Consider the following 24,950-nt stretch of genomic DNA (forward strand, 5'->3'; position numbering starts at 1 on the left):
GGGGCCTGGCCTGAGGAAGACCGGGCGTGAGAGATCAGGAGCGGCGACGGAGGCGGCGGCTGAGCACGGCCAGCCCGCCGGGTTCGCAGATCAGGACCAGAACGAGGAGCGCACCGAAGGCGAAGCGGGAGAGCATGGCGGCGTCGAGCCCGCCGGATCCGGGAGCGGCCAGGAAACCGAGCGACCCGGTGAAGCGCTCCAGCAGCAGGGGCAGCGCGGTGACGAACAGGCCGCCCGCGACGGCGCCGGCGACGGAGCCGAGCCCGCCGATGATGGTCATCGTCAGGTAGCTGATGGACAGCTCGAGGGTGAAGTACTGCGGCACGATGAACTCGAACGCCAGGGCGGTCAGCACGCCTGCGGTCCCGGCGAACACCGACGAGTACGTGAAGACCGCCGCCTTGTAGCGCTGCACCGGCACCCCCATGGAGCCAGCCGCGGCGGGGTTGTCCCGCATCAGCTGCAGAGCACGGCCGGGCCGGTTGCGGGCGATCCTGCTCGCCGCCACCACGGCCAGCACCAGCACGGCCAGGGCCAGGTACCAGAGCCGTTCGCGGCCACCGTACGGGACGCCCAGCACCCACAGATCAGGTGAGCCGCCGCTCAGCTCAAAGCCCCCGACGCTCAGCGGTGCCACCTCCCGGCCGTTGTATCCGCCGGTGACGGGAGTCGCGTTCTTGAGCACGTGATCGCCGATGAAGACCAGCGCGAGCGAGGCGACTCCCAGATAGACCCCCTTGAGCCGGGCCGACACCGGGCTGAACAGCAACCCGGCCAGCCCCGAGGCCACGATCGCGATCAGGGCGGCAAGAGCGCTCGGCAGGCCAAGACCTTCGACGCCGCCTCCCGCCGGATCGCCCGCCGCGTAGGCGTACGCGTACGCCCCGACCGCCACGAAGAAGGAGTGAGCCAGGGAAAGCTGACCAGCGGTGCCCACCAAGAGGGTCAGGCCGATCGCGCCGATCGCGGTGGCCATGCCCAGGATCCCGATGATGAGCCAGGACCCGTCCAGGTAGAGCGGGACGGCCGCCAAGGGCAACAAGGACAGCCAGAGCGCGATTTTCCGCAAGCGTTCGACTCGGCCAGATGTGTTCAGCACGGGCCGGCGGGCCGGTTTCGGCTCGCCGGGCAGGAGGTCGGTGGCCGTCTCAGACACGGTTCAGCTCCTTCGAGCCCAAAAGCCCGGATGGGCGCCAGAGCAGGACCAGCAGCATCACGACGTAAGGCGCGACGGTGCCAAAGCCCTCGCCGAGGAAATGCAGGGAGGAGGCGTTGCCGTCGACGAGCGTCTGGGTCACGCCGACGATCAGGCCTCCCAGCACGGCGCCCTCGGTCGAGTCGAGGCCGCCGATGATGATGGCGGGGATGGCGTTGAGCGCGATCAGCCCGGCGGTCTGGTCCAGCCCCGGGTTGGGGAAAGCGGCGAGGAAGATCCCTGCCACGCATGCCAGGCCACCGCCTATGGCCCACGAGGCCAGGGCGACTCGGCGCTGGTCGATGCCCATCAGCGCCGCAGTTCGCGGGTCGTCGGCCGAGGCCCGCATCCGCACGCCGAAGTTCGTCTTGTGGAAGACCAGGAAGAAGGCGGCGATGATGAGGACGCTGACCGCGGTCGCGCCGATCCGCGCCTGTGGCAGCACCGTCCCCATGATCTCGGTTTGCCGGTCCTTCCAGGGGTCGCCCATGGTGAGGACGCTGGAGCCGATACGGTGGGTGAGCTCGGTGGCCAGCAGGACGTCCACCCCGATGGTGAGGGTCGTCAGCACCAGGTGATCGGTGGTCCTGGCCGCGGAGACCAGCCGTTCGACGACGATCGCGCCGACGGCCGCCGCCACGACGCCCGCCGCCGCGGCCGCCAGGAAGCCGACATGGGGCGAGAGCATGGCGACGACATACGCACCCGTCAGCAGGATCGAGCCGTGCGCCATGTTGATCACTTTGGTGCCCTTGTAGATCGCCACGAATCCCAGGGCGATGAGCGAGTAGATCGAGCCCAGCGACAGGCCCAGGAGCAGCAACTGCAGTGCTTTCACGACGTCTCACTCCGCGTACGCCGGGCGGCGGCGTTCTCAGGTTCTTCGGGGCCGGGGGAGGAGCCGAGGTAGGCGGCGATGACCTCCGGAGAGCGCTGCACCTCGGTCGGTGTCCCATCGGCGATGCGGCGGCCGAAATCCAGGACGGTGACTCTGTCGGCGATGGCCATCACCATGGGCATGTCATGCTCGACCAGCAGCACCGAGATGCCGAGGGCGTCGCGCACGCTGACCACCAGGTGGGCGATCTCCCACTTCTCGTGGGTGGGCATGCCCGCGGCGGGCTCGTCGAGCAGCAGCAGTTCCGGCTCGCTGCTCAGGGCCCGGGCCAGCTCGACGCGCTTGCGGTCGCCGTAGGCCAGCGCCCCGGCGGGCCGGTCGAACTTCTCGCCGAGTCCCACGAACCGGGCGATCTCCATGACCCGCTCCCGATGCCGCCGCTCCTCGTGGCGCACACGCGGCAGGCCGAGTGAGGTGGCGACGAAGCCCGACCGGGTCAGCCGGTGACGGGCCACCATGAGGTTGTCGAGAACCGTCTCGTGGGCGGACAGGGCGATGTTCTGGAAGGCGCGGCCGACTCCTCGGCGGGCGATCTGGTGCGGGGAGAGCTGGGTGATGTCCTCGTCGCCGAAGGAGACCGATCCGTCGTCCGGGTGATAGTGCCCGCTGATGACGTTGAAGCAGGAGGACTTGCCCGCGCCATTGGGACCTATGAGCGCGTGGACGGTTCCAGGTTCCACGGTGAAGCTCAGGTCGTCGAGGGCCCGGACGCCGCCGAAGCGGAGGGAGATTCGCTGCAGTCTAAGGACGTTCACGCCGACCACCGCGCGAGAGGTGCCCGGTCGGCGAACTGCAACAGTTCGTCGGCCGTTCCCGAACCGCCCAGATAGAGCTGCTGCACCTCGTCCGTCGCCCGTAACTCGCGCCCGCTGCCCGACAGCACCACCCGTCCCTGCTCCAGTACGAACCCCTGATCGGCGACCGAGAGTGCCATGGCCGCGTTCTGCTCCACCACCAGGACGGCCGTTCCACGATCGCGGATCCGCAGGATGATCTCCGCGATCCGCTCGACGACCTTGGGGGCGAGCCCCAGCGAAGGCTCGTCCAGCAGCAGCAGGCGAGGCCCGCTCATCAGGCCTCGGGCGATGGCGAGCATCTGCTGCTCTCCACCGGACAGTAGGACCGCCCGCTGACGGCGCCGCTCGGCCAGGACGTCGAACATCTCGTACGCCTCGTCGAGGCGGTCCTGAACGCGTCCTTTGACGGTGGCCGCGCCCGCCCGCAGGTTCTCCTCCACACTCAGATCGGCGAACACCCGGCGTCCTTCGGGCACATGGGCGATGCCGCGGCGTACGCGGGCCGTCGGGCTCAACCGCTGGATCGGCTCGTCGCAGAACCGGATCTCGCCCGCCACCACGCGGGCGGAGTCGAAGGCGAGGATCCCGGAGATCGCCTTCATGAGCGTCGACTTGCCGGCGCCGTTGCCGCCGACGACGGCCGTGACCTCGCCCGGCGCGGCCCGGAGGTCCAGTGATCGCAGCGCGGGCGCGCTTTGCCCGTAGCGCACACTCACGCCCTGCGCTTCCAGCATGATCGCTGACCTGCTTTCGAAATCGCGGCTGTTCGCCTGACACCTCGATGTCCACACCCGGGTCGTAGGAGCTCATCTTCAGCTCGCAGCCGGGCACGAGCCCGCCGTGCTCGTCCACGCGCAGGGTGACGGTGGCCACCGGCACGTCCACCTGAAGGGTCCAGTGGCGGTAGCGATCTGGTGAGGTCGCGAAGCGGACCATGGGGGGTTTCAGCGGTGACAGTCAAAGTGTGCTCCGGTGAACATGGGACCTTGGCCCCCAATACTCAACGCCCTATGGATGTAGCGTCAAGTTTTTGTAGCATTTATGTCGGACTGTCGCAGGAGGTGCCCAAAGGTGGGTGGTGTACCGGCGAGCATGCCCGAACTGGCAAAATGTGCGTCAGGAAGATGTCGAACGGGGGGAGGGCCAGGTGGTCTCGCGCGAACCGCGCACGGACAGCGGCGATGAGGCGGCCCAGGTCGCGGAACGCCCCCGTGAGAGGGCATCCGCCAGTGCCCGCTCGCTGCTGCTGACGGTCCTGGGCGAGTTCGTGCTGCCGCGCGGCGGCCAGGTGTGGACGGGCACCGTGGTCGAGGCGCTGGGCGCCCTGGGCGTAGAGGAGAAGTCGGCCCGCCAGGCACTGTCGCGTGCCGCGGCCGAGGGTCTGCTGGAGCCGGTCCGGTACGGCCGCAAGGTGCGCTGGAACCTCACCTCGGCCGGGAACCGGCTGCTGCGCGAGGGTACCGAGCGCATCTACCGCTTCATGCGCGAGCCGCACGACTGGGACGGCCGCTGGCTGGTCCTCACCGCCGCGGTGCCGGAGACCCAGCGCCAGTTACGCCATCGGCTGCGCACAAGGCTCACCTGGCTCGGTCTCGGCTCGCCCTCCCCCGGCCTGTGGGTGACACCCGACGCCGCCAAGCAGGCCGCGGTGCGGCAGGTCATCCGGGAACTCGGCCTCGACGACCGCGCGTACGCCTGGACCGGTCCCTCGGCAGACATCGGCGACACCGCCAAGCTGATCGCCGACGCATGGGACCTCGGCGACATGGAGAAGCGATACCTGGGCTTCATCGAACAGTTCGAGCGGCTGACGGTCGCCGCCGACCGTGAGGCGTTCGTCAACAAGGTGCTGCTCATCCAGGAGTGGCGGCGCTTCCCGTTCCTCGACCCCGATCTGTCGGCCGAGCTGCTCGATCACGACTGGCCGGGGCCGCGGGCGGCGGCGGTCTTCCACAACCTGCGCAACCGGTGGCACCGGCGCGCCCAGGCCGAGTGGGACCGCATGGACACCGACGCCGCCGCCCGCCACTGACACCGGGTCAGACCAGCCCCTCCTCGGCCAGGTGTACGTAGTCGAATTCGACCGGCTGGTCGTTGATGCCGGTCGTGGGCGGGGCGATCCAGCCGGCGAACTTGCCGTACTCGTACTCCGGCACCAAAGGGGCCGTGCCGGTGCGGGAGTCGATGCTCATCACTGCTCTCCTGGTCGTGAAGGTCTGCGTTACCGAATGATCGAGTCGAGGGTCGCCGGTCCGCCCTGTAATGCGGTGCGCTGCAGGTGGGCGTAGACGGCGCGCAGCCCGCCCTCCTCCTGGCCGCCGCCCGCGCGGCCGGGCCCGCCGTGGACCAGTTGCGGCATCGGGATGCCGTGACCGGTGGACTCGGCCGCGCTGTCGCGGTCGAGCACCAGGATTCGGCCGTGGTGGGCGGCCGCACCGAGCACCACCTGCCGGACGAAGTCACGGTCGTAGGAGACGACCGAGCCGGCCAGCGACCCCGCGCCGCGGGCGACCAGGTCGAGCAGGTCTGAGACGTCGCCGTAGGGCATGAGCGTGCTCACCGGCCCGAACGCCTCCACCTGGTGGGGCTCGGGACGGGCCACGTCATCCACGCGCACCAGCAGCGGCGACAAAAACGCCCCGCGCTCGGCGTCGGCGCCCACCACCTCGACCTTGCGTGGGTCGCCGTACACGATCGAACCCGCCGCGGCCAGCCGCCCGGCCGCGCCCCGGACCTCCGCACGCTGCGCGAGGCCGACCAGCGCCCCCATCGTCACACCGTCGGCGCCTGGCGCGCCCACGACGACCTTCGCCAGCCTGGCCTGGACCGCCTCACACACCGCGTCGATGAGACCCGCCGGCACGAACGCCCGGCGGATCGCGGTGCACTTCTGCCCCGCCTTGACCGTCATCTCGGTGACCAGGGCGTCGGCGAACAACTCGAACTCCGGCCGGCCCGGCACCGCGTCCGGGCCGAGCACCGAGCAGTTCAGCGAGTCGGCCTCGGCGTTGAACCGCGCCGAACGCCGCGTCACCGCCGGGTCGGAGCGCAGCCGGTCCGCCGTGGCCGCCGACCCGGTGAACCCGATGTGGTCCTGCCCGCCCAGCAGATCCAGCAGGCCGGGGACACTCCCGCTGACGAGCTGGACAGCCCCAGGCGGCAATGCCCCCGACTCGACGATGAGGCGCACGGCATGTGCCGCGATGTACGCGGTCGGCGTCGCGGGCTTGACGATGGTGGGCAGCCCGGCGAGCAGCGCGGGCGCCAGCTTCTCCAGCATGCCCCAGACCGGGAAGTTGAACGCGTTGATCTGCAGGCAGATCCCGTGCGGGGTGGTGAGGATGTGCCGGCCCGCGAACGTGCCGCCCTTGCCCAGTGCCACCGGGTCGTCCTCGACGATCAGCGTGTGCTCGGGCAGGCCCTTGCGGCCCAGGCTGGCGTACACCAGCGCGGTGCCGATGCCGCCGTCCACGTCGACCACGGCGTCGCGCTGCGTCGCGCCCGCCCGCGCCGACAGCTCGTACAGCTCCTGCCTGCGCTCCTGCAACGCCAGGGCTGCGGCTTTGATCGCGGCGGCCCGCTGCGGGAAGGTCAGCTCACCAAGCCCGGCCAGACCGGTACGGCGCGCGTACGCCACGGCTGCGGCCAGATCGAGCCCCTCGCTGGTGACCCGGGTGACGGTTTCCCCGGTCACCGCGTCGGCGACCGGGGTCCCCTCGCCGGAACCGGTACGCCACACGCCTTCCAGATAGCTCGGCAGCCTCGCGATGTTCATGTCTGACTCCAGTCGTAGAAGCCCTTGCCTGTCTTGCGCCCCAGATGGCCCTGCTGGACGAGCCGTACCAGCAGATCCGGTGGTGCGAACCGGCTGCCCAGCTCGCGTTCGAGGTACCGCGCGATGCTCAGCCGCACGTCCAGGCCCACCAGGTCGGTCAGCCGCAGCGGACCGGTCGGGTGGCCGCAGCCCAGCGTCATCGCCGCATCGATGTCCTCAGCCGAGGCGACGCCCGACTCGACCATGCGGATCGCCTAGAGCCCGAGCAGGACACCGAGCCGGCCCCCATCCGCCCGCCACCCACCACCCCGCAGTGGTCCGGCAGGACAGCAGGCTCGCTGCCGGACTCGACACTGGTCCGGGTCATCGCACCCTCCCGCAGCGTCCGCGACCCCTCTGGTGACCCACCCGGACTCCTCGGCACTCCTCATCTCGATGCACACGCACCCCTTAAACATGCCACACATCCATCGTGTATCGGAAGATAAAAGTAGTATATTGAGGAAGGGTCCGACTCATCGAGGATGATGCGCCTGCTCCAAGTCGCCCCCTCAAGGCGTACGTGCGGCGCCTCGCTGCCCGACATGCCAAGGCCGCCGAAGACGCGACCGGGTCCTGCCGTCCCGTTGTACAGTATTCACGACGATTACCCATCGATGCGTAGGTTGATTGTCGGCCTTCTGTGGCCCGCATCCCCTGGTTGTCGTCTTTCGTCCCTGTTCAGGGCATGGTCAATGTCTTGACCTGTTACAGACACTTGACGCCTCACATGAGTTATGTAGATTCTGTGCAGACCTCGTCGGGCATAGCACTGGTGTCGATCTCTTGAGGAGTCGTCATGGGCGTCGTCCCGTTGTCCTCCAGCCCCATCACCTGACCAGGAGGGCGCCGGCCCGCGACCGGACGGCGCCCTCCGATCCACGCCTGTCGCGGGCGCCTAAGGGAGCCCCGCGCCGCCTGCGGAACTCCGCCTCGTCATCCACGCGGCCGGGGCGATCGCGTCATCCACGCGGCCGGGGCGATCGCGTCATCCACGCGGCCGGGGCGATCGCGTCATTTATCCACGATTGCCTTTCGACGCACACGAGCGTTGTCGCTCTTGATATGACCGTAATGCCGGGTTGCTGCTGACATTAACGACGTAAACCGTCGCAAAAGGTTTTAATTCATTACAGTCTATTGACGCTACGACATGTGAATGTAGATCCTATGCCCACCTCGTCTTCAAGGAGTCGCCATGAGTGTTCGCGCCTTCCGTTCCATGCGACCGGCCGCCGCCGTCGCCGCGCTCGTGACGGGCATCCTGGCGCTGTCGGGCTGTGGTGGTTCCAGCCTGAGCCAGTCCGGGGACACCCAGTCCAGCGGCCCGGTCAAGATCGGCCTACTGGTGCCGCTATCGGGCGTCTACGCGCAGCTCGGCCAGGACATGCGCGACGGCTTCAAGCTCTACCTCGACCAGCACGGCGGCAAGCTCGGCGGGCATACGGTCGACGTCGTCACGGCCGACGAGGGCGAAGGCCCGCAGACCGGCGTGCCCGCCGCGCAGAAGCTGGTGAACCAGGACCACGTCTCCGCGGTTGCCGGTGTGGTCAACTCCGCCACCGCTCTGGGCTTACGCGACTTCTTCGACGAGTCCAAGGTCCCGTTACTGGTGGCCAACGCCGGCGCCGATGACATCACCGGCGCGCGCAAGTCCCTCTACGTCTGGCGTACCAGCTTTGCCAACGGCAAGGTCGCGGGCGCGCTCGGGCCCACCGTCGTCAAAGAGGCCAGTGGGCCGGTCTATCTCATCGCCGCCGATTATGCCGCCGGGCGGGAGATGGTCGCCGGGTTCCGCAAGACCTTCGTGGCGGCGGGCGGCAAGGTCGCCGGGGAGGAGTACTCCCCGTTCGGCAAGACCCAGGACTACCAGCCCTTCCTGTCGAAGATCCGTACCTCCGGCGCCAAGGCCGTGTTCGCCTTCTACGCCGGCGCCGAGGCGGTCAGCTTCGTCAAGCAGTACCAGCAGTTCGGGCTGGCCGACCGCATCCCACTGTACGGCACCGGCTTTCTGACCGAGGGCGGCGCGCTGGCCGCCCAAGGCAAGGCCGCCGTCGGCGTGAAGACCTCCCTGCACTACTCCACCGAACTGAACACCCCACGCAATACCGAGTTCGTGGCCGCCTACAGCAAGGCGTACAGCAAGTCGCCGACGGTGTACGCCGTGCAGGCCTACGACACTGCGGCCGTGCTGGACAAGGCACTCGCCAAGGCGTCAGGCGGCGAAAAACTGGCCACGGCGCTGACCGGCGTCGGCCCCATCGACAGCCCCCGCGGCCGGTGGAGCTTCGACGCCGACCACGACGCCCAGCAGCAGTACTACCTGCGTGAAGTCCGTGCCGGCAGTGGCGACACCTTCGTCAACGCCGTCGTCGGCGACCTGAGCTGAGCGAATCCGCACATGGCCGCCTATCTGGTGAGCGTGCTCAACGGGCTGGCGATGGGCTCGCTGCTGTTCGCGATCGCGCTGGGCCTGTCTTTGGTGTTCGGCATGATGGACGTGCTAAATCTCGCGCACGGCGCGATCTACCTGGCCGGCGCGTATCTCGCGGTCGCCCTGCTCCCCGGAGACGACGTGGGCATGGGGACGTTCGTCCTGGCGGTGCTGGCCGCGGCGGCTGTCGGGGCGATTCTCGGCGGCGTACTGGCCGGGCTGACGCGGGCCACCCCCGGCCACCTCGACCAGGCCCTGCTCACGCTCGGCGTCTCCCTGGTGGTCGCCGAATTGCTGTCGGTGGCATTCGGCGAGGAAGTGCATGCCATCGCCGCGCCCGCGCCGTTCGACGGCGGTGTCCCGGTGCTCGGCGAGACCTACCCGGCCTACCGGCTGCTGGTGATCGGATTCGGGGCCGTGCTGGCAGTGGCGGTCTACCTGCTGATCGAACGCAGCAGGTTCGGCTCGCTGATCCGCGCAACGGTCGCCGACCGCGCCATGGTGTCAGCACTCGGCATCAACACCGGCCTGGTCCTGACCGGGGTCTTCGCCGCGGGCGCCGCGCTGGCCGCAGCGGGCGGGGTCCTGGCCGGCCCCATCCTGGGCGCCCAGCCCGGTCTCGACGAGAAGGTGCTACTGCTCGCGCTGGTCGTGGTCGTGATCGGCGGCCTGGGCTCGGTCCGCGGCGCGCTGCTCGGCGCCGTACTGATCGGGCAGGTACAGGCTCTGGGCACCTCGCTCCTGCCGGAATACGCCTCATTTCTGATCTTCGTGGCGATGGCCCTGGTGCTCCTGCTGCGCCCGGCCGGTCTACTTCCACCCCGGACGGCGGTGCGTACTTGACCTCCTCCCCCTCGTGAACGAGGGGGATTGCGACCCTCACGGGTCAGGTTTCCTGCTTCGCCGCCGGTCGCCCGCCAGAGAGGACTCTTCTTTGAGGTCTACACCAGCTCCACAGGCGTTTCACCTCTCTGCCGGCCCGGCAGCGAGAATGTCGGTGGCCGCGTTGACATCCCGATCATGAACCGCGCCGCAGCTACCCGCCGCACCACCCTGATCGCCGTCGCGGTCATCACGCTGCTGGTGGCGGCCCCGCTGGCGCTCGGGCCGTACGCGGTGACGACGATGACCCGGATGCTCGCCTTCGCGGTGCTGGTGCTTGGCGTCGACCTGCTGACCGGCATCACGGGTCTGCCCACACTGGGCCAGGCGGCGTACTTCGGTGCCGGTGCCTACACGGCCGTGCTCGTCGGTCTGCACATCACGTCGGACGCGATGGCGCAGGCCCTGGCCGGGACGGCGGTGGGCCTGATAGCCGCCGCGGCCACCGGGTGGGTCGCAGTCCGCGCCCGCGGCATCGTCTTCCTCATGCTCACCCTGGCGATCGGCGAATCGCTGCATCAGGTGGCCGCCACCTGGCCCGCCGTCGGCGCCAGCAACGGCCTGGCCGGCATGCCGCCGATCACTTTGTTCGGCGGCCCGCCACTGCTCCCCGCCGGGTTCGTCTACTGGTGGGTCCTGGCGGCGGCGATCACCGTGTTCGCCGCCGTAACGCTCATCACCCGGTCCCCGTACGGGCGGACACTGCGCGGCGTCCGCGACAACGAGTCCCGGATGCGGGCACTGGGCTACCGTCCAGCGCTCGCCAGATACAGCGTCTTCTGTCTGGCCGGGGCCATCGCCGGAGCCGGCGGGGCGCTGTGGGCGGCACAGGGCCGCTTCGTCTCACCCGGGGACCTGGGTTTCGAGGTCGCCGCGCTCGCCCTCCTCAGTGTGGTCATCGGTGGAGCGGGAAGTCTGTGGGGCCCCTGCCTTGGCGCGGCGCTGGTGCTGCTCGTACGTGACAACCTGTCGGCCTCCATCGGCGGGCACGGTCCGCTGGTGCTGGGTCTGGTCTTCGTGGCCGTCGTCTTCCTGCTTCCGCGCGGCGTGGCCGGGATCCGCCATCGGAGGGAAAGCCGCTCATGACGCCTGTATTGGAACTGCGCGGCCTCACTCACGCCTATGGTTCTCTGCGGGCCGTCGACGGTGTGGATTTGTCGGTGCTGCCCGGTGAGCGGCACGCCCTCATCGGGCCGAACGGTGCCGGCAAGTCGACGCTGTTTGCGACCGTGGCCGGGACACTGCCGGCCACCGGCGGGAGCGTGCTGTTCGATGGTCAGGACATCACGGCCCTGTCGGAATCCGAACGGGCTCGGCGTGGCCTGCTGCGCACGTATCAGCACTCCAGCCTTTTCCTGAACTGTTCAGTGCTGGACAACGTCGCACTCGCCGTCCAGCGCGTCGACCGCGTGGCGTACCGGTTCGATAGAGCAGCGCGACGCTTCGGCCGTACCGAGACCAGGGCTCGCCGGCATCTTGAATCGGTCGGGCTGATCGGACGAGCGGCAGACGACGCAGCCGCACTGTCCCATGGCGAGCGCAGGCAACTCGAGGTCGCGATGGTGCTGGCCTCGCAGCCGAGCCTCGTGATGTTCGATGAGCCCACCGCAGGCATGTCCGCCGCCGAGACCGAACGCTTCGCGGACCTCGTCGAACGGCTGCCGGACGACTTGACCCTGCTGATCGTCGAGCACGACCTGGACGTGGTGTTCCGCCTGGCTGACCGCGTGACCGTCCTGCACCTGGGACGAGTCCTGGCATCCGGAGCGCCCGAACAGGTCAGGGCCGACAACGCGGTGCGGAGCGCTTACTTGGGCTCGGCCCGAACCGACGACCTCTTCAACGGAGGCCCCCGATGACGGACGTGCTCACCGTGCGCGAGCTGCGCGCGGGCTACGCCGGCACCACCGTGCTCGACGGCGTCGACCTGACCGTACCGGCCAACGGAGTCGTGGCGCTGCTCGGCCGTAATGGCGCCGGCAAGACCACGCTCATTCACACCATCATGGGCCTGCTCAGGCCCTACTCCGGCAGTGTCCGTCTCGGCGACCGCGAAATAGCCGGCGCCGCCGCGCACACCGTCGCGCGTAGCGGCGTCGCCATCGTCCCGCAGGGCCGTCGCGTCTTCGCACCCCTCACGGTGGAAGAGAACCTGCGTATCGCGGCCGGTCGCGGGCACCAGGCATGGACGGTGGAGCGGATCTACCAGCTGATGCCCCACCTCGCCGAGCGCCGCGCCAACCGCGGCGACCAACTGTCCGGCGGCGAACAGCAGATGCTCGCGATCGGCCGGGCGCTGCTGCGCGCTCCACGCCTGCTCCTGCTGGACGAGCCGTCCGACGGCCTTGCGCCTGCTGTCGTGGATCATGTCGCCGACCTGCTTGAGGGCCTGCGCGGCGAGGGCATCGCGGCCTTGCTCGTAGAGCAGGATCTCCACCTGGCCTTCCGCCTCGCCGACGAGGTGGCGGTCATGCAGAAGGGACAGATCGTGCACCGGAGTTCGACCTCCGAGTTCCGCGCCGATCGCGCGCGGGCACACGCGCTTCTCGGCGTCGGCTGATCGCGAGCGTACTGGGCGTAGAGCAAGACGTGCGCGTGGCGGGCGTTGCGGAATGCGGCCGGTGACGGAGGTTTCGGGGACGCGTTGGACGGCTTCGATCAGCGCCCAGCGCAGAATCGGCGAGCCCTGCTTGGTGATGTGGCCGCGGGCGACTTTGAGGTACCTCGGCGCCGGCCGCCTGCAGGGTGCCGGTGGCCCAGTACCACCCGTACGTCGCCTCCAGTACTACCTTCGGGTCGGTGCCCGCCCGGCGGATCGCGGCGCGTAACGCCTCGGGGCTGTTCTCGCCACGGTCGGCCCCGGCCCTCGGGCCGGCTCCTCAGTAGGTTCGAATGCCTCCGCGGACAGTGCGTCGGTACTCACCTGGTGACTTGCCGGTGAAGCGCTTGAACGCGACGCTCATGTACTCCGAGTGGCTGAAGTTGAGCCGTCCCGCGATCTGCGGCAGGGTCCAGTCGGTCACGGACAGCAATTCGGCGACGCGCGCCATCCGCACGCGCATGATCTCGCCGTGGACGGTCCGGCCGACGACTCGGTCGAAGCGCAGGTCCAACGCTCGGCGGGACAGGCCGACGCACTGGAGCACGGCGCCGACGTCCAGATTCTGGTCTGAATGATCGCGGATGAACCGTAGTGCTTCCGCGACAAGCGGATCGTCCACCGCGAAGATGTCCGACGACTGGCGCGCCACGACGCGCAGTGGCTTGATGAGATGCATCGCGGGCTCGACGCTGATGCCGGTCATCAGCTGATCGAGCAGCTGGGCGGCGAAATATCCCGTGCGGATCGTGTCGGGCTGAATACTCGACAGCGGCGGTGCGGTCAGGCTGCCGATGATCTCGTCGTTGTCGACGCCGATGACGGCCACGGCGTCGGGCACGGGCAGGTTGGCGATCTTGCACGCCTCAAGCACCTCTCGGCCGGCGATGTCGTAGCACGCGAAGACACCGACGGGCTTGGGAAGCGCGCGCAGCCATTCGGCGAGACGATCGCGGTCACGCACGCGCGTCCCCGATTGCTCGATCCCGAGGGTGTGCGGTTCGCTCCCGTGCGCGCTCACCTGCTCGGCGAAGGCGGCCGCACGGTTCAGGGACCACGCGAAGCGCGCGTCGCCGCAGTAGGCGAAGTTCGTCAGGCCGCGCTCCGCGAAGTGCCCGAACGCCCAGCGGGCGATTGTCACGTCATCGGTTTCGACGCCCGGAATCTCCGGTACGAAACGCCAGGCACTGAGATCGACCGCCGGCAGCCCGAGGTGGCGGATGAACTCCGCGGCCTCGATGTTCTCGATGCGGGCGAGCACTCCGTCGCCGCGCCACCCTTCGAGCCACGTGAAGTCGGTCTCGTCACGGCTGTGTTCGGCGAGGTAGATCGACCATCCCGGATGCGCGAGGACATACTCCCTGACGCCCGCCAGCAGGCCGCGCGCGTAGGCGTTCGACGTCTCCACGAGAAGGGCGACGGCGCGTCCGCCGGGGATGACACTCATGAAAGAAATCTAATGAAAGATGCGAGATATCTCATTGAGGGGCCGCCACGGCGCTCATAGCCTCCGAGTCCAGGAGGATCAACGATGCCGCAGAAGGTACGGATCGCCATCGCCGGGCTCGGCTTCGGGAGCGAGTTCATCCCCATCTACCAGGCCCACCCCGACACCGAACTTGTCGCCGTGTGCCAACGCACCGAGGACAAACTTCACGAGGTCGCCGACGCGTTCGGTGTTCCCGGCCGCTATACCAGCTTCGACGCGATGCTCGCCGACCGAAGCATCGACGCCGTTCACATCAACACGCCGATCCCCGACCACGCCGAACAAACGATCAAGGCGTTGGCCGCCGGGAAGCACGTCGCGTGCACCGTTCCCATGGCAACCTCGCTGGACGAGTGCCGTTCCATCGTCCGCGCCGTCCGCAGGACCGGTCTGACCTACATGATGATGGAGACCGTCGTCTACTCGCGGGAGTTCCTGTACGTGCGTTCCCTCGTCGACGACGGGACCATCGGCCGCATCCAATTCCTGCGCGGCGCCCACTACCAAGAGATGGCCGGCTGGCCGGGGTACTGGGAGGGTCTGCCGCCCATGCACTACGCCACCCATGCCGTGAGCCCCCTCCTCGCGCTGGCGGGCACCCTGGCGGAGAGCGTGGTGTGCCTGGGATCGGGCCGCATCTCGGGGGAACTGACCAGGCACTACGGCTCACCGTTCGCGGTGGAGAGCGCGTTGCTGACACTCCGCGACTCCCCGGTCGCGGCGGAGGTCTCGCGGTCGCTCTTCGAGACGGCCCACGAGTACGTCGAGAACTTCACCGTGTTCGGAGACCGCGCGACCTTCGAATGGGAGCAGACTCAGGGCTCAGGCCACATACTCCACATCGGCGAGGAACCTCGCGAGGTCGCAATCCCCGACTTCGCGCACCTGCTGCCCGCGGAGATCGCGCCGTTTACGACGCGCGGCGTGTACAGCGCCGAGAACGAGCACCTCTCGTTCGTCCAGGGCGCTGGACATGGGGGCTCCCATCCACACCTGGTGCATGAGTTCGTCCGCAGCATCGTGGAGAAACGCCCGTCCCGGATCGACGCCGTAACGGCTGCCAACTGGACCACGGTCGGGATCTGCGCCCATCACTCCGCCATGACCGGCGGCGCCCGGGTCGATATCCCGGACTTCGCGCGTGACATGGGCTGAACGCCCGCCATCCAACCGGCTCGGTTCTCGAAGGGATCCAGATGGCCGTCGGAGCCGCACCCCCCACATCCCGGTTTCCCGCCGTGTCCCGCGGCCGCGTCCTGTGGACTGCGGGCGGGATCGCCGTACTCGCACTGACGGTGCGCGAGCTGGTCGCCGCTCCCGCCGTGTTCGTGACGACGGTACTGGACGGACTGACCACCGCCGGACTCTACTTCCTCGTCGCCAGCGGTTTCACCCTGATTTTCGGGCTGCTCCGCGTCACCAACCTCGCCCATGGCAGCTTCTATCTCGCCGGCGGATACGTCGGCTACTCCCTGCGCGAGGCGACCGGCAACTGGTTCCTCGCCCTTGCGGGCGCCGCGGTGGCTGTGGCCCTACTGGGCCTGTTGTTCCAGCTGACCGTCCTGCGCCTGGTGGGCGGGGATCCGCTCCGCGAGTCCCTGGTGACGATCGGTCTCTCGGTCGTCGTCGCCGATATGACGCTGGCGGTATGGGGCGGTTCATCCTTGGACATCACGATTCCCCCATTTCTCGGCTCCACGATCGAGGTGCACGGCCTGATCTATTCGCGGTTCCGCCTGGCATTGCTGGGCCTGGCGCTGCTAGTGGGCTTCGGCCTGTGGGTCCTGTTGCATCGAACGCGCCTCGGCATGACGATCCGCGCCGGGGTGGACGACCCGCTGATTCTCGCCACGTCCGGGGTCAACGTGCCGCTGGTCCTGAGCTTCGTGTTCGGTCTCGGATCGTTGATGGCCGGACTGGCGGGAGTGGCGGGCGGTTCCTACCTTTCCCTTTCCCAGGGCGAGGACGCGAGATACCTGCTCGTCTCGCTGCTCGTCGTCATCGTCGGCGGGCTGGGCAGCGTGCCGGGGGCCGTGGTCGGGTCCGTCGTTGTCGGCTTGGTCCAAGCCTTCGCGCAGGTTCACCTGCCCACCTATTCGGTGCTCGTCACCTTCGGGGTGATGATCGTGATCCTGGCGGTGCGTCCTCGCGGCGTTCTCGGCGGTGCCGAGTGATGGCATCGGACATGACCGCGGGGCGAGGCGATCAGGCGACCCTCCGTCGGCCATGGCGCGCGCCTCGCGCCAGGACCGTCGCAGCGGTTATCGTCGTGGTGATCGCAGCGGCGATTCCGTACGTCACCTCTTCCTTCGTGTTCGTACAGATTGTCATCCAATCGCTCTGGATGGCGATGGTCGCCGCGAGTCTGGTCTTCCTTGTCAGGTTCGCCGGCATGGTCTCCCTCGCCCAGACGGGGCTGTACGGGACAGCGGGCTACGTGACGGCGAACCTGAGCGCCATTCGGGGCTTGAACCCGTGGGCCGCCGCCGGTATCGGGGTGCTCGTCGCGGTCGCGCTGGCGTTCGTCGTAGGGATGATCTCGTCGCGAGCCCGCGGTGTCTACTTCATCATGCTGACCCTCGCGGTCGGCGTCTTCCTCTACTACTTCGCGCTGCAGTACAGGCCTTTCACCTTCGGCTTCAGCGGGATCAACGGCGTGAGGGTGCCCGATCTCGGCCCGGTCCCGCTGAGCGATCCGCTCAACTTCTACTGGTTCACGCTCGCGCTCTCCGTCGCGGCGCTCGTGGGCCTGTACACCTTCAGTCGATCGCCGCTGGGACTGGCCCTGCAAGCCGACCGCGACTGCCCGGAACGCGTCGAGGCGCTGGGGATGAGCACGACGGCGGTCCGCGTCATCGGATTCACCGCGGCGGGAGCCGTCGCGTCCGTAGGCGGAGTGCTGTCGGTTTGGTTCAACGGGCAGATCTCCCCCGGCTCACTCGACATCACCCGCACCGTCAACATCCTCGTCGTCGCGGTGCTCGGTGGCGTCATCCGACTGGAGGGAGCGTGGCTCGGCGCCCTGCTCTTCACCGCGCTCACGGCCTACGTCAGCAACATCACGAACTACTACAACAGCGTCATCGGCCTGGTGTACATCGCCGTGGTCCTGGTCTCGCCCAACGGCGTCCCGGGACTGTTCACCGCAACGGCCCGGTCGCTCCAGCGTGCCCTGCTCTCCTCGGCTCCGCCACGCACCACCGCCAGACCCGTGAATGGGGAGAAATGATCATGTTACACAGAATGGTGCTGCCCGCGCTGACCGCTATCGCCCTTGCCGTCAGCGGTTGCGGCGCGTCCACCGGTGGCAAGGACAGCGGTGGTGGCGGCATCGCGGGGGCGGCGAACGGCAGCGGGGCCGCGGGCGACGGCGTGCTCAAGATCGGACTGCTCTCCACCCTGGATGGACCGTTCGCGGCTCTGGGCCAGGCGGCCAACGACGGAGCCAAGCTCGCACTGCTGGACGCCGGGGCCCAACGCTCGGGTACCGGCTACCGTGACGGGATGACCGGGCTGACCATCGGCGGGCAGAAGGTCGAGCTCGTCGTCGAGTCATCCGACGCCACGCCCGACGTGGCCCTGGCAGCCGCGCGCCGGCTCGTCGAGAAGGACGGCGTGGACATCCTCGTGGGCCCGCTGGGAGGGGATGAGGGGCTCGCCGTCAAGGGCTACGCCAAGCAGCACCCCGAGGTCACCTTCGTCAACGGGACGTCCGCCGCCCAGAACACGACGCTGCGCGACCCGGCGGCGAACTTCTTCCGTTTCACCACCGACGGAACCCAGTGGATGGCGGGCCTCGGCGCGTACACGGTGAACACCCTGCATTACAAGCGCGTGGTCACCGTCGCCGAGGACTACTCCTTCCCATACGACCAGGTCGGCGGGTTCATGACGCCATTCTGCGGGGCCGGGGGTCACGTCCCCAAGAAGGTGTGGGTGCCGTTGGGCACCAAGGACTTCTCGTCCTTCATCTCGTCCATCCCGAAGGACATCGATGCCCTCTACGTCGCGCTCGGCGGCACCGACGCGTTGAACTTCGTCAAGCAACTCGACGAGTCGTCGCTCAAGGGAACCCCCATCGTCGGCGGCTCCATCACAGTGGACGGCGCGGTCATCAACGGACTGGGAAAGCGTGCGGACGGTATCGTCTCCGCAGGCCCGGTGGCCGCCCTCGACACCGTGCAATATCGGGACTACGCCGCAAAGCTGAAGGCGACCTTCCCGCAGGCCGGTCCCCCGGGGCTCTTCGACATCGGCTACTACATCGAGATGACCGCCCTGCTGAAGGCGTTGACCGAGGTGAAGGGAAAGGTGGACGACGGGCACAAGGCGCTGAACGCCGCGCTGGCCAAGCTCACCCTGGACACCCCCATCGGGCCGGTGAGGCTGGATCAGAACCGCCAGGCGATCGCGAACAACTACCTGTTCCAGGTGCGCGACGGCCAATCGGCACTCATCCAGACGATTCCAGACGTCAACCAGACCCTCGGACTCGACCGGGCCGCATTCGTCGCCCAGCCCGCCAACGACCGCGACCACCCAAGCTGCCCGTGAACGACACCGCATCGCTCACCTTGCGGGGTGTCAGCCGCAGGTTCGGCGGCCTGCTCGCCGTGGACGGGGTTGACATGCATCTGCCCCGTGGGGCACGACGCGCCTTGCTGGGACCCAACGGGGCGGGCAAGACCACGCTGGTCAATCTGATCTCCGGCGCCCTGCCCCTGACGAGCGGCTCCATCACGCTGTTCGGCGCGGACGTCTCACGGGAGCCGGGGAGGCGCCGCGTCCGGCACGGGCTGGCCCGCACCTATCAGCAGTCCAAGGTGTTCTCCGGCCTGCCGGTCGAAACCAACATCGAGCTCGCCCTGATCGGAGCCGATGGCGGCCTGTGGCGTGCGCTGCCCGGCGGGCGGCGCTCACGCGCCCGGCATGAACGCGCGTGCCGACTCGCTGTCGAACTGGGTCTGGTGGAGCAGATGGGCAAGCCCGCGGGAGCCCTCTCCCACGGCGGCAAACGCCAGTTGGAGCTGGCGATGGCCCTCGCGTGCGAGCCCCGGCTGCTGGTACTCGACGAACCGGCGGCCGGGCTCTCACCTTCCGAACGCCAGATGCTCACCGATCTTCTACTGCGGCTCGACCCGGACCTGACGCTATTGCTGATCGAGCACGACATGAACGTCGCCCTGGCAGTCACCGACTCGGTCACCGTCATGGCGGACGGGAGGGTCGTGGCCGAGGGCACACCAGAGGATGTCGTCAGCAGCCGACTCGTGCAGGACCTCTATCTGGGAACCGCTCATGGGTGAACCGGCGCTGTCGATCAGGACCTTGCAGGGGTGGCGCGGGAGCGCCCATGTCCTGCAGGACCTCACTCTGGAATTCACCACCGGCCGACTGGCCGTGGTGGGCCGCAACGGCATGGGCAAGACGACACTGTGCGAAGCGGTCACCGGCATCCTGGCGGCGACACCGCGCGGCCGGGTCACCGGGCAGCTGCGGATCTACGGAAGGGACGTCACCCGGCAGGCGCCGCACCTGACGGCCCGGCTGGGCGTCGGCTACGTCCCGCAGGGGCGACGGCTGTTCCGTTCGCTGAGCGTGGAGGAAAATCTCCAGGTCGCCGTCCGACGAGGCGAGTGGACCGTCAGGCGCGTCTACGAACTGTTTCCCCGCCTGGCCGAACGACGCAGGTTCCCCAGCACGGCGCTGTCCGGCGGCGAACAGCAGATGCTCGCCATCGGCCGCGCCCTGGTGACCCAGCCCCGGCTACTCATCATGGACGAACCGTCCGAGGGCCTCGCGCCGGTCATCGTCGAGCACCTCGTCGAGGCATGCCTGACGCTGTCCGGCACCGGCATGGACATCCTCGTCGTGGAACAAAACCTCAAGGTCGCCGCCGCCCTGGCCCCTGAGCTGGTCGTCGTGGCCAACGGCCGCATCGCGGCCCGCCTCGCCTCGCAGTGCCTGCTCGACGACGCCGAACTGCGACACCGGTACCTGGGCATCAGCCGACACGCCACCGCTTGACCACTGCGGAGACTGCTGTCGCGGCAGCGTGAGATCTCGTTCACGGCGAGCCTGCCCCGAGTTCACCGGCCGGCCCGGCGCGCTTTATGACAGCGTCCGTGGCGAGCTACCGCGCCCCGCCCTCCTGCCAGTAATCGGATTTCGACCGCAAAATCGCGCTCGCCCCTCAGCACCGGTGCTGACAACGACACCGAATTCCGGGGTGCTGGCGTTCACCGGGTCGCAGCAGGGCTATGCGGCAGCACTCGCGCTCGTCATGGCGGCGATCACGATCGCCGTCGCCTACGCCGTCCAGATCAGAGGGTTGAGGAATGCGTTCGATCAGTAGCCGGCGAACTGAGGCATGGCCCGCTGGGTCGAGCTGGTCACGAAGTCGGTCGAGCACTGGATCGACCGGTACGGCCTCGCCGAGGTGCGGGAGTGGCGATTCGAAGTGTGGAACGAGCCGAACCTGGTTCCCCACTTCTGGACCGGGACGAAAACGGAGTACTTCGAGCTCTACCAGCAGACCGTGACGGCGATCAAGAAGATCGATTCCGCCCTGAAGGTAGGCGGGCCCGCAACCAGCGTCTTCGTGCCCGACGACCGCTATAAGGGCGAAGTCGGGGACCGCTCCGCGATGCGCGAGACGGCCACCGCGGCCGACGTGGACGCGCTCGACTGGCGCCCGGTGTGGATCGAGGACTTCATCGCCTGGTGCGCGGAGCGCGAACTCCCGACACCGGCGTGCTGACCCTCGATGTCGAACTCGAGCCGTGGGCGGTGATGTCGTTGAGGCAGTTGCCATGATCGCAAGACGACCTTTGCCGAGGTATCGCCTATGTCCTCGGTGATGTAATCGTAGAGGCACCTGGATGCTGCGTTGATCAGACCCGGCTTGCCCTGGTGCCGGGTCCGCAGGATCGTGAACCGTTCGGTGAAGGCGCCGGGGGCGCTGTCGCGGCAGGCCAGGCCCGCAGGTCGCGCGCAGGACCGATCGTGAGCCGGCGCAGCAATGAAATGCGGCCGACGGCAACCTCGGATGAGTGGGGGACGGAGGTCCACCGCGTCCCGATGCCGGTCCGCACCCGCGAGTCCGTCGCGGCGCCGGGCGCCTGAAGGGGCCGTCCGTCTCCTCCCCCTCCGGCGCGTCCTCGGGGCCGGCGTCGCGGACGACCTAGCTCACCTCGTCAGGCGATAGACCCGTGTCGCCGTTCCGTGGAAGACCGCGTCGCGCTCGTCGGACGACAGTCCGGCGTCCGTGAGCAACGCCTCCGCGGTCTCGGTCCAGGCGGGCAGGGAGCCCGCGAGGAGGCAGACCGGCCAGTCGGAGCCGAACATGAGACGTCCGGGGCCGAACGCGTCGAGCGCGAAGTCGACGTACGGCCGCAGGGCTTCGGCGTCCCAGTCGTCCCAGGCCGCTTCGGTGATCAGGCCGGACAGCTTGGCCGTCACGTTGGGCTCCGCGGCGAGCTCGCGGATCAGACCGGCCCACGGTTCGAGCTTTTCGGACGCGATCGACGGTTTGGCCAGGTGGTCCAGGACGAAGCCCAGCTCGGGAACGACGCGCACGGTCTCGATCGCGGCGGGCAGCTGATGAGGCGCGACGAGCAGGTCGTAGGTGAGCCCGGCCGCCGCCACCCGTCCCAGCCCTTCGCGGACCTCGTCCCGGGCGAGCCAGCGAGGATCGGGTTCGCCCTGGACGAGGTGCCGTATTCCGCGCAGCAGCTGTCCGCCGGGCGAGGCGGCCAGCGCGGCGAGTTCGTCGGCGAGATCGGGCCGGGTCAGGTCGGCCCAGCCCACCACCGCCGCGACGGTGTCCGACTTCTCCGCCAGCGCGAGGAACTCGCGCGTCTCCTGGGCGTCGCCCAGGACCTGCACGAGCACGGAGCGGCCGATGCCCGCTCGCGCCGCCTCGGAGGCGTGGTCGGCAAGGGTGAAGTCCTGGCGGATGGGGGCCATCTCCGGAGGGTGGAGCCAGGTCTGCGGGCGCCGGGACAGATCCCATATGTGGTGATGCGCGTCAATGCGGGTCATAGTGCGTCGAGGGCCTCTCGTGCCAGTTCTCTCAGTGGCCTGCCGGTGGTCGCGGCGAGCTCGGCCAGGTCGTCGTGCTCGGCGCCGGTGTTGCCGCGGTGGGTGCCGGTGGCGACCAGGACCACGATGTCGTCCAGGTCGGTCACCCCGTCCAGTTCGGCCAGGATCGCCGGGATCATGAGGTGCCTCGGCTGCGGCCTGGTGCCGTCGCAGGCCGAGATCGCCACGGTCTGACCGGGACGCACCCGCTCGCGCAGCGGCGGCCCCGCGATGGGTTCGCGCAGGGCCCGCCGCAGCTCGGCCGCCTCGTCCGGAGCGGCCGGCCGGGCGACCGGTGTGATCACCGTGGTCCGGTCGTCCGGCAGGTCCACGACGAGCCCGCCCGCGCCGTAGGCGAGGTCAACCCGCATGATCCAGCTCCTTCCAGAGTTCCTCCGGCACGTCGGCGGCCGCCAGATCGAGGTCCTCGCGGACCTCGGCCGCGCTGCGCGCGCCGATCAGGACGGTGGTGACGGCCGGATGCCGGTGCGGGAACCGCAGCGCGGCCGCCGGCAGCGGCACGCCGTACCTCGAGCAGACCTGCCCCAGCTCACGCGCCCGCGCGAGCACCTCGGGCGGGGCCGCGTCGTAGTCGTAGGTCGTCCCGCCGGCCAGGACGCCGCTGTTGAACACCCCGCCCGCGATGACGGCGACGCCGCGCCGCTCGCACGCCGGCAGCAGTTCGACGGCGGCGGACCGGTCGAGCAGCGTATAGCGCCCCGCGACGAGGACCGCGTCGACGTCGGTCTCCCGGACGAAGCGGGTGAGCATCTCGGCCTGGTTCATCCCGGCGCCGATCGCGCCGATGACATTCTGGTCGCGCAGCTCGGCCAGCGCCGGGTACGCCTCGGACGCGGCCTGCTCCCAGTGGTCGTCCGGGTCGTGGATGAACACCAGGTCGAACCGATTCGACCCAGTGCGCGCCAAGCTGTCCTCCAGCGAGCGCAGGACGCCGTCGCGACTGTAATCCCGCACCCGCACGTGGCCGCTCCGACCGGGGAAGCCATCGTCCTCACCCTGACCGGGCACCAGGACGCGGCCCACCTTCGTGGAGACGACCACCTCCCCGGCGTTCTGTGGCAGGCCGCGCAGGAAGCGTCCGAGGCGCTCCTCGGCGAGACCGGCGCCGTAGTGCGGCGCGGTGTCGAAGTACCGGATCCCCGCCTCCCACGCGGCGGCGAGCGCCTCCTGCGCCTGCTCCTCGCTCACCGGCGCGAACAGCCCGCCGAGCGGCGCGGTGCCGAGCCCGTACAGCCCGAGGTCGACCTTCACGACGACACCGGCCTCAGGCGCAGGCCGGCCATGCCACCGTCCACGGGCTCGATGCCGGTGATCGCGCGCCGCACGGTCGCGTCGTCGGTCACGTCGCAGACGAACTCGGTGTCCTTGAGATCTAGGACCGCGACCCGGGCGCCACGCGCGGCCAGTTCCTCGGCGACCGCCTGGCCGATGCCCGAGGCGCCACCGGTGACCACGGCCACCGCCCCGTCGAACTCGCCGCCGCCCTTGCCCGCCGGCTCGCTCATCGTTCCTCCTGTGCGGATTCGTTCTCGGGACGGCGCCCGTTCACCTTGGCGTCCCACCGTGCGTGATGTTTCTCGCCCGCTCTCACGCGTGGCCCATCCGCTGGCGCTGGCGGCCCAGGCCGTCGATCTCGACCTCCACCACGTCGCCCTCCCGCAGGTAGGCGTCCGCGCCGCGGCCGAGCGCCACGCCCGCCGGGGTGCCGGTGTTCACCACGTCGCCGGGCTCCAGCACCATGAACTGGCTGAGGTACCAGATCACGTGATGCACGCTGAAGATCTGGTTCTTGGTGTTGCCGTTCTGACGCAGCTCCCCGTTGACCCACAGCCGCAGCCCCAACGCCTGCGGATCACCGACCTCGTCGGCCGTGACCAGCCAGGGACCCAGTGGGTTGAACGTCTCGCACGACTTGCCCTTGTCCCACTGGCCACCACGCTCGTTCTGGAACTCACGCTCGGAGACGTCGTTGGCGATCGCGTATCCGGCGATCACGTCCGCCGCCTCCTGCGGCGAGGCCAGGTAGCGGGCCGTACGGCCGAGGATCACCGCCAGCTCGACCTCGTAGTCGGTCTTCACACTGCGACGCGGCACCAGCACCTCGTCGTCGGGGCCGACGAGCGTGTTGGACGCCTTCATGAAGACCACCGGCTCGGGAGGGCTCGGAGCCCCGGCCTCCTCCGCGTGGTCGGAGTAGTTCAACCCGATACAGACGATCTTCCCTGGTCTGGCCACCGGCGCGCCGACCCGCTCATACGGCCCGGCCTCCGGCAGCCGCCCCTCCGCCAAGGCCGAACGCACCCGCTCCACGCCTCCCCCCGCCAGGAATGCATCGTCGATGTCCGCCGTCAACGACGACAGATCCAGCACCCGGCCATCCGGCCCGAGCACACACGGCCGCTCGCCACCCGCCGGTCCCACACGCAATAGCTTCACGGTCTGCCTTCCTCCACTTGGTGCACAGATGTCGGTGGTGTGGGAGCTTGGCAGATTCATCGGGTTGAAGTAAAGCAAGATCCGCAAGTTGCCCTTCCAACTAGCCTGCTTGACCCCCACGAAGCACGGACCATACTGTCCGAGGCATATTCATCGGGTCAATCGACGCATATGTGGCCCGCCTCTCCGCCGCCGCGCACATCCTGGGCGCCGGGACGCCATGGCCGCCCGCGCCCGCAGACACCGAAAAGGAGACCGCCCTGCGGCCGGCCGCCCGTGCCCGCGGGCCGGGTTGGCCGGTCA

Annotated in this window: 26 protein-coding genes and 1 pseudogene; 14 read left to right on the forward strand and 13 right to left on the reverse strand. The window is 69.0% G+C overall.

The window, feature by feature from the left end; genetic code table 11:
• Positions 1 to 34 precede the first annotated feature (34 nt).
• From MYF83_RS28590 to MYF83_RS28605, 4 genes are read right to left on the reverse strand one after another with little or no spacing between them, the layout of a single operon-like run.
• The gene (locus MYF83_RS28590) at positions 35 to 1,156 is read right to left on the reverse strand and encodes a branched-chain amino acid ABC transporter permease (protein ID WP_248963829.1); all 1,122 of its coding nucleotides are present in this window, start codon (positions 1,154 to 1,156) and stop codon (positions 35 to 37) included.
• Positions 1,149 to 2,033, reverse strand: a complete 885-nt coding sequence (locus MYF83_RS28595; RefSeq protein WP_248963830.1) for a branched-chain amino acid ABC transporter permease — start codon at positions 2,031 to 2,033, stop codon at positions 1,149 to 1,151. The genes MYF83_RS28590 and MYF83_RS28595 overlap by 8 nt, the downstream gene beginning before the upstream one ends.
• A complete protein-coding gene (locus tag MYF83_RS28600; RefSeq protein WP_248963831.1) occupies positions 2,030 to 2,848 on the reverse strand; it encodes an ABC transporter ATP-binding protein in 819 nt (272 codons plus the stop codon). The genes MYF83_RS28595 and MYF83_RS28600 overlap by 4 nt, the downstream gene beginning before the upstream one ends.
• Positions 2,845 to 3,624, reverse strand: a complete 780-nt coding sequence (locus tag MYF83_RS28605) for an ABC transporter ATP-binding protein (protein ID WP_248963832.1) — start codon at positions 3,622 to 3,624, stop codon at positions 2,845 to 2,847. The genes MYF83_RS28600 and MYF83_RS28605 overlap by 4 nt, the downstream gene beginning before the upstream one ends.
• Before the next feature lie 413 nt (positions 3,625 to 4,037).
• Here MYF83_RS28605 and MYF83_RS28610 point away from each other — a divergent pair, with 413 nt between their 5' ends.
• A complete protein-coding gene (locus MYF83_RS28610; protein WP_248963833.1) occupies positions 4,038 to 4,922 on the forward strand; it encodes a PaaX family transcriptional regulator in 885 nt (294 codons plus the stop codon).
• A gap of 7 nt (positions 4,923 to 4,929) precedes the next feature.
• On the opposite strand, the gene MYF83_RS28615 is transcribed toward MYF83_RS28610, so the two are convergent.
• From MYF83_RS28615 to MYF83_RS28625, 3 genes and pseudogenes are all read right to left on the reverse strand, one after another.
• The gene (locus MYF83_RS28615) at positions 4,930 to 5,082 is read right to left on the reverse strand and encodes a hypothetical protein (protein WP_248963834.1); all 153 of its coding nucleotides are present in this window, start codon (positions 5,080 to 5,082) and stop codon (positions 4,930 to 4,932) included.
• Between the two features lie 29 nt (positions 5,083 to 5,111).
• Positions 5,112 to 6,665, reverse strand: a complete 1,554-nt coding sequence (paaZ, locus tag MYF83_RS28620; protein ID WP_248963835.1) for a phenylacetic acid degradation bifunctional protein PaaZ — start codon at positions 6,663 to 6,665, stop codon at positions 5,112 to 5,114.
• Positions 6,662 to 6,946: pseudogene (locus MYF83_RS28625) on the reverse strand (3-hydroxyacyl-CoA dehydrogenase family protein); the annotation flags it as partial. The pseudogene MYF83_RS28625 and the gene paaZ, both read right to left, overlap by 4 nt.
• Positions 6,947 to 7,902: 956 nt before the next feature.
• Here MYF83_RS28625 and MYF83_RS28630 point away from each other — a divergent pair.
• From MYF83_RS28630 to MYF83_RS28650, 5 genes are all read left to right on the forward strand, one after another.
• Entirely contained in the window at positions 7,903 to 9,093 is a 1,191-nt protein-coding gene (locus tag MYF83_RS28630) for an ABC transporter substrate-binding protein (protein ID WP_248963836.1), read from the forward strand.
• Positions 9,094 to 9,105: 12 nt separating this feature from the next.
• The gene (locus tag MYF83_RS28635; protein ID WP_248963837.1) at positions 9,106 to 9,981 is read left to right on the forward strand and encodes a branched-chain amino acid ABC transporter permease; all 876 of its coding nucleotides are present in this window, start codon (positions 9,106 to 9,108) and stop codon (positions 9,979 to 9,981) included.
• Positions 9,982 to 10,158: 177 nt separating this feature from the next.
• A complete protein-coding gene (locus MYF83_RS28640; RefSeq protein ID WP_248963838.1) occupies positions 10,159 to 11,106 on the forward strand; it encodes a branched-chain amino acid ABC transporter permease in 948 nt (315 codons plus the stop codon).
• A complete protein-coding gene (locus MYF83_RS28645) occupies positions 11,103 to 11,879 on the forward strand; it encodes an ABC transporter ATP-binding protein (RefSeq protein WP_248963839.1) in 777 nt (258 codons plus the stop codon). Before MYF83_RS28640 ends, MYF83_RS28645 begins: the two co-directional genes overlap by 4 nt.
• Positions 11,876 to 12,580, forward strand: coding sequence for an ABC transporter ATP-binding protein (locus MYF83_RS28650; RefSeq protein WP_248963840.1), 705 nt, complete (start codon positions 11,876 to 11,878; stop codon positions 12,578 to 12,580). Before MYF83_RS28645 ends, MYF83_RS28650 begins: the two co-directional genes overlap by 4 nt.
• 319 nt (positions 12,581 to 12,899) lie before the next feature.
• Here the strand turns inward: MYF83_RS28650 and MYF83_RS28655 are convergent, their stop codons facing one another.
• Positions 12,900 to 14,066, reverse strand: coding sequence for a XylR family transcriptional regulator (locus MYF83_RS28655; protein WP_248963841.1), 1,167 nt, complete (start codon positions 14,064 to 14,066; stop codon positions 12,900 to 12,902).
• Between the two features lie 84 nt (positions 14,067 to 14,150).
• On the opposite strand from MYF83_RS28655, the gene MYF83_RS28660 reads away from it, so the two are divergent.
• From MYF83_RS28660 to MYF83_RS28690, 8 genes are all read left to right on the forward strand, one after another.
• Entirely contained in the window at positions 14,151 to 15,263 is a 1,113-nt protein-coding gene (locus MYF83_RS28660) for a Gfo/Idh/MocA family protein (protein WP_248963842.1), read from the forward strand.
• An 83-nt stretch (positions 15,264 to 15,346) separates the two neighbouring features.
• Complete coding sequence (locus MYF83_RS28665) at positions 15,347 to 16,282, forward strand: branched-chain amino acid ABC transporter permease (RefSeq protein ID WP_248963843.1); 936 nt, start codon at positions 15,347 to 15,349, stop codon at positions 16,280 to 16,282.
• A gap of 11 nt (positions 16,283 to 16,293) precedes the next feature.
• Positions 16,294 to 17,337: a branched-chain amino acid ABC transporter permease gene (locus MYF83_RS28670; RefSeq protein WP_279340171.1), complete on the forward strand. Its 1,044-nt coding sequence runs from the start codon at positions 16,294 to 16,296 to the stop codon at positions 17,335 to 17,337.
• Positions 17,338 to 17,339: 2 nt separating this feature from the next.
• Positions 17,340 to 18,662: an ABC transporter substrate-binding protein gene (locus MYF83_RS28675; RefSeq protein WP_248963845.1), complete on the forward strand. Its 1,323-nt coding sequence runs from the start codon at positions 17,340 to 17,342 to the stop codon at positions 18,660 to 18,662.
• Positions 18,659 to 19,414: an ABC transporter ATP-binding protein gene (locus tag MYF83_RS28680; protein WP_248963846.1), complete on the forward strand. Its 756-nt coding sequence runs from the start codon at positions 18,659 to 18,661 to the stop codon at positions 19,412 to 19,414. Before MYF83_RS28675 ends, MYF83_RS28680 begins: the two co-directional genes overlap by 4 nt.
• Positions 19,407 to 20,135 carry an ABC transporter ATP-binding protein gene (locus MYF83_RS28685; protein ID WP_248963847.1) on the forward strand — a complete coding sequence of 243 codons (729 nt, stop codon included), beginning with the start codon at positions 19,407 to 19,409 and terminating at the stop codon, positions 20,133 to 20,135. The genes MYF83_RS28680 and MYF83_RS28685 overlap by 8 nt, the downstream gene beginning before the upstream one ends.
• A 202-nt stretch (positions 20,136 to 20,337) precedes the next feature.
• Positions 20,338 to 20,463, forward strand: coding sequence for a hypothetical protein (locus MYF83_RS43115; RefSeq protein WP_279340172.1), 126 nt, complete (start codon positions 20,338 to 20,340; stop codon positions 20,461 to 20,463).
• 15 nt (positions 20,464 to 20,478) lie between these two features.
• Positions 20,479 to 20,868: a GH39 family glycosyl hydrolase gene (locus tag MYF83_RS28690; RefSeq protein WP_248963848.1), complete on the forward strand. Its 390-nt coding sequence runs from the start codon at positions 20,479 to 20,481 to the stop codon at positions 20,866 to 20,868.
• A 428-nt stretch (positions 20,869 to 21,296) separates the two neighbouring features.
• On the opposite strand, the gene MYF83_RS28695 is transcribed toward MYF83_RS28690, so the two are convergent.
• The 5 genes from MYF83_RS28695 to MYF83_RS28715 form a co-directional block, all read right to left on the reverse strand.
• The gene (locus tag MYF83_RS28695) at positions 21,297 to 22,151 is read right to left on the reverse strand and encodes an amidohydrolase family protein (protein WP_248963849.1); all 855 of its coding nucleotides are present in this window, start codon (positions 22,149 to 22,151) and stop codon (positions 21,297 to 21,299) included.
• The gene (locus tag MYF83_RS28700) at positions 22,148 to 22,561 is read right to left on the reverse strand and encodes a lactate racemase domain-containing protein (protein WP_248963850.1); all 414 of its coding nucleotides are present in this window, start codon (positions 22,559 to 22,561) and stop codon (positions 22,148 to 22,150) included. Before MYF83_RS28700 ends, MYF83_RS28695 begins: the two co-directional genes overlap by 4 nt.
• Entirely contained in the window at positions 22,551 to 23,462 is a 912-nt protein-coding gene (locus MYF83_RS28705) for an aldo/keto reductase (RefSeq protein WP_248963851.1), read from the reverse strand. Before MYF83_RS28705 ends, MYF83_RS28700 begins: the two co-directional genes overlap by 11 nt.
• The gene (locus MYF83_RS28710) at positions 23,459 to 23,716 is read right to left on the reverse strand and encodes an SDR family NAD(P)-dependent oxidoreductase (RefSeq protein ID WP_248963852.1); all 258 of its coding nucleotides are present in this window, start codon (positions 23,714 to 23,716) and stop codon (positions 23,459 to 23,461) included. The genes MYF83_RS28705 and MYF83_RS28710 overlap by 4 nt, the downstream gene beginning before the upstream one ends.
• An 82-nt stretch (positions 23,717 to 23,798) precedes the next feature.
• Positions 23,799 to 24,647 carry a fumarylacetoacetate hydrolase family protein gene (locus tag MYF83_RS28715; protein WP_248963853.1) on the reverse strand — a complete coding sequence of 283 codons (849 nt, stop codon included), beginning with the start codon at positions 24,645 to 24,647 and terminating at the stop codon, positions 23,799 to 23,801.
• Between the last annotated feature and the right edge of the window lie 303 nt (positions 24,648 to 24,950).

Origin of the sequence: Sphaerisporangium perillae (assembly GCF_023276435.1) — a bacterium.
Taxonomy (GTDB): Bacteria; Actinomycetota; Actinomycetes; order Streptosporangiales; family Streptosporangiaceae; genus Sphaerisporangium; species Sphaerisporangium perillae.